Origin of the sequence: Methylobacterium sp. ME121, assembly GCF_000974725.1 — a bacterium.
In the GTDB taxonomy this organism is placed as follows: Bacteria; Pseudomonadota; Alphaproteobacteria; order Rhizobiales; family Beijerinckiaceae; genus Methylobacterium; species Methylobacterium radiotolerans.
In genome coordinates, this window is the sequence record NZ_BBUX01000021.1 from 77,800 (window position 1) to 86,938 (window position 9,139).

9 protein-coding genes are annotated in these 9,139 nt (G+C 73.3%); 5 read left to right on the plus strand and 4 right to left on the minus strand.

Annotation, left to right across the window (positions count from 1 at the left end; all coding sequences use genetic code 11):
- Positions 1 to 2: 2 nt before the first annotated feature.
- Together ME121_RS15545 and ME121_RS15550 are read left to right on the plus strand one after the other, a co-directional pair.
- A complete protein-coding gene (locus ME121_RS15545; RefSeq protein WP_059409139.1) occupies positions 3 to 686 on the plus strand; it encodes a DUF1214 domain-containing protein in 684 nt (227 codons plus the stop codon).
- Positions 674 to 1,318, plus strand: a complete 645-nt coding sequence (locus ME121_RS15550; RefSeq protein ID WP_059409140.1) for a DUF1254 domain-containing protein — start codon at positions 674 to 676, stop codon at positions 1,316 to 1,318. Before ME121_RS15545 ends, ME121_RS15550 begins: the two co-directional genes overlap by 13 nt.
- A 402-nt stretch (positions 1,319 to 1,720) precedes the next feature.
- Here the strand turns inward: ME121_RS15550 and ME121_RS15555 are convergent, their stop codons facing one another.
- Together ME121_RS15555 and ME121_RS15560 are read right to left on the minus strand one after the other, a co-directional pair.
- Positions 1,721 to 2,551, minus strand: a complete 831-nt coding sequence (locus ME121_RS15555; RefSeq protein ID WP_024830919.1) for a hypothetical protein — start codon at positions 2,549 to 2,551, stop codon at positions 1,721 to 1,723.
- Between the two features lie 53 nt (positions 2,552 to 2,604).
- On the minus strand, positions 2,605 to 2,817 hold the full coding sequence (locus tag ME121_RS15560; protein WP_029360169.1) for a hypothetical protein: 213 nt from the start codon (positions 2,815 to 2,817) through the stop codon (positions 2,605 to 2,607).
- A 438-nt stretch (positions 2,818 to 3,255) separates the two neighbouring features.
- Between ME121_RS15560 and ME121_RS15565 the strand changes: the two genes are divergently transcribed.
- Both ME121_RS15565 and gshB read left to right on the plus strand, forming a co-directional pair.
- A complete protein-coding gene (locus tag ME121_RS15565) occupies positions 3,256 to 3,549 on the plus strand; it encodes a hypothetical protein (protein ID WP_024830920.1) in 294 nt (97 codons plus the stop codon).
- Positions 3,550 to 3,595: 46 nt separating this feature from the next.
- Positions 3,596 to 4,552, plus strand: a complete 957-nt coding sequence (gene gshB, locus ME121_RS15570) for a glutathione synthase (protein ID WP_012317875.1) — start codon at positions 3,596 to 3,598, stop codon at positions 4,550 to 4,552.
- Between the two features lie 12 nt (positions 4,553 to 4,564).
- On the opposite strand, the gene ME121_RS15575 is transcribed toward gshB, so the two are convergent.
- Together ME121_RS15575 and ME121_RS15580 are read right to left on the minus strand one after the other, a co-directional pair.
- Positions 4,565 to 6,100, minus strand: a complete 1,536-nt coding sequence (locus tag ME121_RS15575) for a cation:proton antiporter (RefSeq protein ID WP_024830921.1) — start codon at positions 6,098 to 6,100, stop codon at positions 4,565 to 4,567.
- 57 nt (positions 6,101 to 6,157) lie between these two features.
- Positions 6,158 to 7,603, minus strand: a complete 1,446-nt coding sequence (locus tag ME121_RS15580) for a carbohydrate porin (RefSeq protein ID WP_059409141.1) — start codon at positions 7,601 to 7,603, stop codon at positions 6,158 to 6,160.
- Positions 7,604 to 7,724: 121 nt separating this feature from the next.
- Between ME121_RS15580 and ME121_RS15585 the strand changes: the two genes are divergently transcribed.
- On the plus strand, positions 7,725 to 9,139 hold a 1,415-nt coding region (locus tag ME121_RS15585; RefSeq protein ID WP_059409142.1), incomplete at its 3' end, for a gamma-glutamyltransferase family protein.

The following is a 9,139-nucleotide window of genomic DNA, read 5'->3' on the forward strand; positions in this document are numbered from 1 at the left end:
GCATGAAGCTCACGATCCCCGACGCGTTCGGCCGGACCGCCGCGCTCGCCGGCGCCCCGCGCGGCGGCGCCGCTCGCCTCGTCCTGCGCCTCTGGCGCAAGAGCTCGATCGCCGGCCTCGCCGCCTACGCCCTGGCGCTGGGCGCCGTGCTGGGACTCGCCAGCGCCGACTGGGCCACGAGCGGCGGCTACCCGTTCGGCGGCGTGCAGGTCGGCGCCTGGACCGCGTGGCCGCGGGCCGGCGCCGCGAATGCCGATCCCTACACGCGCGCCGTCAACGCGCGCCGCGGCGAGATCCCCCTGGCGGTCGGTGAGGGCCTGCTCCTGACGGCGGCGGTCGACGATTCCGGGCAGGCGCTCGACGCCACCTGCACGTACCAGATCGGCGGCGCGACGCCGCCGGCCCGCGCCTGGACCGTCACGGTGGCCGGGCGCGGCCCGCGCGAGCCCGGCCGCGCGCCCCTGCGCGAGAGCTTCACCTCCACGGAGGTGCTGCGCGCCGCCGACGGGCGGTTCACCATCACGCTCGCGCCGGATGTCCAGCCGGGCAACTGGCTGCCGAGCCCGCGGGCGAGCGGGCCGGTCCGCCTCGCCCTGCGCCTGTACGACACGCCGGTCGCCGCCAGCGTCGGGTCCCTCGACCGGAGCTCCGTGCCGGCCATCACCCGTCTGGGATGCGCCCCGTGAGCCTGCGCTTCGTCTACGCCACGCTGATCGGCCTCGTGCTCGCCGGGATCGTCCACATCGCGGCGGTCCTGGCGATCCCTGCCCTGTCGGACACCGACGCTGTCTCGCGGGCCCGCACCAGCGAGAACCTGGACCACCCGCAATCGATCTACGCGGTCGCGACCGGCGACGACCCCTCCCCGCCCGAGGCGTGGCTGCCGATCCCGGATCCGGCGGTCGCCGTGGGCGTGTGCGCCTACAACCTCGCGGACGGGCCCATGCGCGTCTCGGCCCGCACCGGGCCGCTGTCCCTCTCGCTCGCCGCGCATGCCCGCCGCGGGGCCTTCTACGCGGTGACCGATCAGGCCGCGGTCCGCGGCGCCCTCGACCTCGTGATCCTGACCCGCGCGCAGTACGACGAGGCGCTGGCCGACGACGACGAGAACGATCCGAGCCGCGACGTGCGCATCGTCGCGCCCGACACGCGCGGCTTCGTGGTGGTGCGGGTGATCGCCGGTCTCCCGAGCCAGCGTCCCGCCGCCAACGCCGCCGTCCAGGCCGTCTCCTGCACCACCGACACGCCGACGGACGACGCGCCGGCGGGCAAGGATGCGTCCGGCAAGGATGCGTCGGGAAGGGGATCGGGACGCTGAGGGCGGACCTCGCACGGGTTCGACGCGTCGCTCGGCCGATGTTGAGCCTCCGCGGCCCCGCGCTCTCCCGGCCGGCGGAGCCCGCCGCGCCGTCGCGATGACCGGATCCGCCGCGACCGCGCCCTCCCCGGTCGCCGGGCTCGCGCCGTCCGCCCTCGATCTGCTGGGCAACGCGCCGCTCGTCGCCCTCGACCGTGTCCATGCCGGTTCCGGCCGCGCATCCTCGCGAAGGCCGAATTCATGCGGCCCGGCGGCCGCGCCGCTGTCGTCCGGGCGTCTCCCCCCGCGAACCGACCGCCGTGACCGTCCACTGCGACACCGGGCTGAAGGGCTCGGGCCGGCGAAGTCCGGCTTCGGGGCATCCGCGAAGCGCGAGCGTCGTCCTGGGGCGGCCTCGGCCGCTCAGTATTTGACCACCAGCGGCTCCGCCTGCGCGACCGGCGGCGGGGGCGGCAGCGGAACCGGCCCGAGGCCGCACCGGGCGGCCGCGTCCGGCGGGAGGAGCGGGTCGAGCAGGTTGCGGCGCGCGGCCAGCATCATGATGGATCGCTCGGCCGAGACCGATTCCGACGCCGGTGCCGCGGCGAACAGGTGCTCCAGGGCGAACCGGTACCGGGCGAGCCGCAGGCCGGCCTCGAAGCGCACCCAGGCGATCAGGCAGCGGTTCTCGGCGACCCGCTGGACGGCATCCCGGACGGCCGCGTCGTCGAGGGTCTTGGCGAAGGGCAGGCTGCGCAGCCGCGCGGCATCCGCGTCGATGACGCGGGCGGCGAGCGCCACGAAGATCGGGATCAGCCGGGCATCGGCGGTCGCGTCGTCGCTGAGCTTCCGATAGCGGGAGACCGGGGAGCGGGACGGCTCCGCCGTCAGGGCCTCGTAATAGGCGCCGACCTCCTCGTAGCGCCACGTCGGCGGGAGCGTGTGGGCGCTGGCGAGGCCGAACACCGTGTCCTGGAAGGCCGCGAAGCTGCTGGCAGGCTCGACGAACCGCCACGCGCGGTCGCGCAGGGCCTGCTCGTCGTCGGTCAGGCCGGATTCGAGCAGGAGGCGCCCGCGATCCCGGGTGCTGAAGCTGCCCGTCGTATCGATGAGCCCGTTCCAGACGCCCGTGCGCGGCCGGCCGAAATCGCCGCTCTGGGTGCAGGCCGCGAGCAGGGCCAGCGCGGCGCCGGCGGGGGCGAGGCGCAGCGCGGTGCGCGCGTGGCCGAGCGGCCGGCGATCCGGGGCAGGCATGGGAGAACCGTCGGTGGTGTCGCGCGGCCGGGACGACATGCGCGGGTCTGTCCTCAGGACGCCAGGCGCTCGTAGCGCACGCCGAGGAACAGGAGGATCTCGCCGCGCCGCTCGTCGGAGCGCGGGATCCGGCAGGTCCGCCGCGCCTCCGCGCCGGGGAACGGGATCAGGGTGGCGGACGCCGCCGGGGCAGCTCTGCGCGCGGACTCGGCGGCGAGCGTCGACGAACGGGTTTCGCCGGTCTCCTGCGGCTTAAAAAGGGTCATGGTCTCCGGCTCCTGTCGGCGGTCCGAGCATCTGGCCCGGGCCCTTCGGAGGGCGTCGGCAAGGGCTACCGAAACAATCCAGCACGACGTGGTTAACGGAGTCTTTCCGCGGCAGGACCGCGAATTGAGGCGCCTCCGGAAGTTGGCGCGTGAATTGCGTGGCTGTCTCCGCCCATGGCGGGCGTTTCCTCCCTTCGACTTGAGGCCCTGTCCGATCCCGGACGGGGCCTTCTTATGTCCGGCCGGTCCCGCCGGGCGGCGACGATGTGCGACCCGCGCGCCACACCGCGGCGAAGCGTGGCCGCGACGTTCCCGCGCGGAACCCGTCGGGACCCTCGGCGCTTGCCTACCGCCCGGCCCGACCGATATGCCGGACTCGGGCGATGGCGGGACTGCCGCGTCGGTTCTCCGCCCGATCGAGATTGAGGACACCGCTGAATGCGACTGGTTCCGGAACGATCCCTGCGCGCCTCCCGCCGCCGCGGGCTGGCTACTGCGGCGCTGGCGCTGTTCGCGCTGACCGCCGGCCCCGCCTATGCCCAACGGGAGGACCAGGGCCTGCAGCTCGGCTGTGCCAACGACTATTTCCGCCTCTGCGCGGGCGTCGATCCGAACAGCCAGGACGCGGATCGCTGCATGATGCGCAACCGCAAGCGCCTGTCCCCCGAGTGCCGGTCCGCGATCGGCGACTACGACAAGCGCACGGGCAGCAAGTCTCTGTCCGACGATTGAGACGGGACCCGGTCGAGTTGCCCGCCGTTGGCGAGAGGCGTTTCGTATGAGCCTGACCGTCGCGGTTCAGATGGACCCGATCCAGAATATCCGGATCGCGGGTGACACCACCTTCGCCCTGCTGCTGGAGGCCCAGCGGCGGGGGCACGCGCTCGTCTACTACACGCCGGACCGGCTCTCGATGCAGGGCCGGCGCGTGACGGCCCGCGTCGAGCGGCTGAAAGTGCAGGACGTCGAGGGCGCGCATTTCACCCTGGCGCCGCCGGAGCGGCTCGACCTCGCCGAGGCGGACGTGGTGCTGATGCGCCAGGACCCGCCCTTCGACATGGCCTACATCACGGCCACCCACATGCTCGAGCGGATCCATCCGGAGACGCTCGTGGTCAACGACCCTTTCGAGGTGCGCAACGCGCCCGAGAAGCTGTTCGTCCTCGACTTCCCCGAGTTGATGCCGCCGACCCTGATCAGCCGCGACAAGGCGGAAATCGAGGCCTTCCGGCTGGAGCACGGGACCGTGGCGATGAAGCCGCTGCACGGGCACGGCGGCGCGGCCGTGTTCAAGGTCACCGAGAAGGATCCGAATTTCGGCTCGATGTTCGACCTGTTCGCCACGACCTTCCGGGAGGCCTGGGTCGTGCAGCGCTACCTCGACCGGGTCACGGAGGGCGACAAGCGCATCATTCTGGTCGACGGCGTCGCGATGGGGGCGGTCAACCGCGTCCCGGCCGCGAACGACATCCGCTCCAACATGGTCCGCGGCGGCGCCGCCTCCGCCTCCGAGCTCACCGACCGCGAGCGCGAGATCTGCGCCACGATCGGCCCGGAGCTCGCGCGGCGAGGCCTGATCCTGGTGGGCATCGACGTGATCGACGGGCACCTCACCGAGATCAACGTCACCTCCCCCACCGGCATCCGGGCGATCCAGCGGCTCGGGGGGCCTGACCTGTCGGTCGCCGTCTGGGACGCGATCGAGGCCCGGATCGCGGCGCGCAAGGGCGTCTGACGGGGCGCGCCCTCACGTCTCCGCGCGCGGGGTCGCGCTGAGTTCGGCCCAGTCGAATTCCTCCTCCAGCAGGTAGTAGGCGTCGTCGCCGATCCGACCCTGGCGGCGCAGCGCGAGCACCGCGTCGCGAGCGGCCTCGACGGCGCGCCGCCGCGCGGCATCCGCCGGCAGGCTCTCCGGCGCCAAGCCCTCGTCGTGCGCCTCCGCCTCCGCGAGCGCCGCGCGGAACTCGGCGCGCAGGGCGTCGGTCGCCGGCTCGTTCTCGGCGTCGGCGAGGCTCTCGAGAGCGGCCTCGTAGGCGGCCGCCCGAGCCCAGCCCGTCTCGCGGCCCACCGGGTCGTCGTCCTCAAGCCGCAGGTGGGCGAGCAGCGGCCGCAGGGTCAGGCCCTGGACGATCAGCGTGCCGAGCACCGTGACGAAGGCCGTGACCACCACGAGGTCCCGGTGCGGGAACTCGGCGGGCAGCGCCAGGGCGGCCGCCACGGTGACGATCCCGCGCATGCCCGCCCACGACAGGGCGATCCCCGGGCCCAGCCGCGCCGCGGCTCCGGCCTGCCGGAGGCCGAAGCCGCGGATCCCGGTGGTCGGCAGCACCCAGGCGAGGCGAGTCAGCACCACGGTGGCGAAGGTCGCGCCCGCGAGGATCAGGGCCTGCCACGCGTCCGCGCCGCTCAGCCGCTCCCGGATCGGGTCGATCTGGATGCCGATGAGCACGAAGGCCAGGACGTTGAGCACGAACACCGCCGTGTCCCAGACCGCGTAGGAGATCACCCGGGCGCGGGGCGCGGTGATGCCGGGTGCCCGGCGGGCGACCGTCACCGCGAAGGTCACGATGGTCAGGACCCCCGACAGCTCCAGCCGCTCGGCGGCGAGCCAGATTCCGAAGGCGGCGACGAACTGCAGCACGATCGCGCTCGCCGGATCGGTCACGCGCCGCGTCAAGGCCACGAACAGCAGGCCGAGGCAGGGGCCGACCACGAGGCTCGCGACGACGCCCAGGAGGAACGCCGGCGCCACCTCCGCCGGGTGGAACGTGCCGGCCATCGCGGCCGTCACGCCGAGCCGGTAGATCAGCAGCGAGGCCGCGTCGTTGAGGAGGCTCTCGCCGCGCAGGATCGTGGCGAGCCGGTGCGGCATCGGCGCGTGCTTGAGCACCGCCAGAGCCGCCACGGCGTCGGGCGGCGCGACCACGGCGCCGAGCACGATGCAGGCGGACAGCGGCATGTCCGGCACGACGAGCCGCGCCACGACCGCGACCGCGGCGGTCGTCACGGCGACGGCTCCGACCGCGAGCCCGAAGACCGGGCGCCAGTTCTCCTTCAGGTCCCGCACGGAGGCGTCGAAGCCGGCGTCGAGCAGGACCGGGGCCAGGAACAGGGCGAGCGCCAGTTCGGGATCGAGGCGCAGGTTCGGGACGCCTGGGACGAAGGCGAGGCCGACGCCGCCCAGCGCCAGGAAGGCGGGATACGGCGCGCCGAGCCGGCGCGCGACGCCGGCCAGGAGGACGGCGCCGAACAGGACGCCGACGACCCACTCGAAGATCAACATGCTGCTGAAAGAGGCGGAGGCCCGGGACCGTTCCGGGTGCCGCGGTCGCAGGCCCGCTCAGTACTGCACGGTCGCGCGCAGGCCGAGCACCGCCGCGTTGCGCAGCCGGCGGCCGTCCGGACCGGCGATGCCGGCGCCGGGCCGGATGACGTACTGCGCGTCGGGCTGCACCGTGAAGCCCGGCACCACCACCGCCTGATAGGTCGCCTCGATCACCGCCTCGGCGCGGCGGCGCGGCATCGGCAGGCCCGTGTAGAGGATCGTGTCCCGGTCGGCCCGCTGCGCCTCGTCGCCGATGCGGGCGTAGGCGAAGCTGAGGCCGATCGTGTCGTCGTCGCGCCCGTCGAACAGGCCCTTGTAGGCGAGGCCGGTATCCACGTAGGCGTCGATGAGGCTGGAGCGGGTCGGCGACCAGGCAGCGCGCACGAAGAAGCCGAGACCCTCGTCGTCCTTGCCGGATTCGCGGTACAGGGTCTGGTCGTAGATCGCGTAGAGGCCGGCATTGCCGCGCACCGGACGGCCGATCCCGGTGGCGTTCGGGTCGGCGAGCGGCACGCCGGTGATGTCGAAGCGCAGGCTGTCGAACCGGCCGAAATGCTGCCAGCCGCCGAGGGTGATGTCGCCGGGCATCCCCTTCGATCCGGGGGCGATGTTGTACGCGTAGGTTGCCTCGGCGATGACGAGGGCCGGATCGCGCAGGCGGAAATTGGTGCCCGTGCGGTCGAGACGCTGCGCTTCCGGGTCGTCTCCCGGGCGATTGGCGCCCGCCGGATCGCCGTCGTAGAGCCCGACCTGCAGGGAGAAGCCGTTGCCCGGCACGTACTTGGCCCGGATCGCCGGCGCCGCGAGCGGGTAGGCCGGTCCCCCGCTCGGCAGGTCGAGCCCGGTGATGGCCGGCCAGCCGAAGGTGGAGTTCACGAACAGGGTCGCGGTCTGGCTGACGAAGAACTCGGTATCGGCGGCCTGCTGGCCGATCCGGATCCCGAGCTCGCCGTCCATCAGGCTCTGGTCGAGCCAGAGCACGTAGAGTCGACTCGAGGGCAGCGCCTCGATGACGCTCGTCGTCAGCAGATTGCCGACATAGTAGCGCGACAGGCCCGTGCCGTGGATGAAGTAGGCGTTGGCGTGGACCGTGGCGCCCTGCCAGCCGACGAGCCGGTCGAGGTCGAGATTGAGGCGGAGGTTGAGGCGATCCTCGACGATCGCGCCCTGGCGAAGGCCGCCGACCGGATTGCCGAGGACGTCGACGATGTAGGTGAGGCTGTACTCGATGCCCCGCGCCTTCAGGGCGGGGCGGATGGCCAGCGGATCGCCGAGCGGTCCGAGATACGGCTCCACCGACCGGACATAGCCGCCGGAGGCCTGGCTGGTCGTCTCCGGCTGTGAGACCGAGATGCGGGGATCGGCGCCCGCACCCTCGAAGGCCGACGGGACACGTTGCTGAGCCGTGGCAGGCACGACCGACAGGCCGAGGGCGATCCAGGGGGTGAGCTTCGGGACCATGGGCCGCTTCTGGGCGACAGCGCGCGCGCAGCATAGCACGGCGCACCGCTTGTACACGGCCGGCCTTTGCAGGAGGCACCGGCTCGCCTAACCCTCCGGCCGGTACAGCACAGGACCGTCGATGCCCGAGACTCCCGTCTTCACGTCCGCCGCCGTCGCCGCGCCCCACAGCCTCGCCGCCCAGGCCGGCCAGACCGTCCTGGCGCAGGGCGGCAACGCCATCGAGGCGATGGTGGCGATGGCCGCCTCCATCGCGGTGGTCTACCCGCACATGAACGGCATCGGCGGCGACGGCTTCTGGCTGGTGCGCGAGCGCGGCGGCCGGGTGCGCGGCATCGAGGCCTGCGGTCCGGCCGGGCGCCTCGCCACGATCCCGCGCTACCGGGAGAAGGGCTACGACGCGATACCCGCCCGCGGCCCCGACGCGATGGTGACGGTCGCGGGCGCGGTGGGCGGCTGGCGCCTCGCCCTCGAGCTGGCGCGGGCGCTCGGCGGCCGCCTTCCCCTGGAGACCCTGCTCGCCGACGCGATCGCGCAGGCGCGCGGCGGCGTCCCGGTCTCGCCCTCCGAGGCGCGCTACGTGCCCCAGGAGCTCGATACCCTCCACGACGCCCCGAACTTCGCGGGGACGTTCCTGAAGGACGGCAAGCCCTACCCGGCCGGCGAGACCCGCGCCCTGCCGCTGCTCGCCGCCACTCTGGAGCAGCTCGCCCATGCGGGCCTCGGGGACTTCTATCGCGGCGATATCGGCCGGGAGATCGCCGCCGACCTGGAGCGCCTCGGCGCGCCGGTCACCCGGGCGGATCTCGAGGCCTTCGCGGCGGTGGAGCGGGCGCCCCTGTCGATCCGGCGCCGCGACGCGACCCTCTACAACTTCCCGCCGCCGACCCAGGGGCTCGCCGCCCTGCTGATCCTCGGGATCTTTGACCGGCTGAACGTCACGGAGCCCGAGACCACAGCTCATTACCACGGCCTGATCGAGGCGACGAAGCGGGCCTTCGCGATCCGCGACCGGGTGGTCACCGATTTCGCCCGCTTGCGGCACGACCCGGCCACCTTCCTCACGCCGGAGCGGCTCGCCCGCGAGGCCGCACTCGTCGACATGGGCCGCGCCGGTCGGGTGCCCCTGCCCGACCCGGGTCACGGCGACACCGTGTGGATGGGCGCGATCGACAAGGACGGCCTCGCGGTCTCCTACATCCAGTCGGTCTACTGGGAGTACGGCTCGGGGACGGTCCTGCCCGCCACCGGCATCTGCTGGCAGAACCGGGGCATGTCGTTCTCCCTCGATCCGAAGGCCGTGAACCCCCTGGAGCCGGGGCGGCGCCCGTTCCACACGCTGATCCCCGCGCTCGCCGCCTTCGACGACGGGCGGGTGATGAGCTACGGCAGCATGGGCGGCGACGGGCAGCCGCAGTTCCAGGCCCAGATCTTCACCCGCTACGCCGATTACGGGCTGTCGGTGGCGGATGCCGTCGACGCGCCGCGCCTGCTCTACGGGCGCACCTGGGGGGCGCCCTCGCTCAGCGTGAAGGT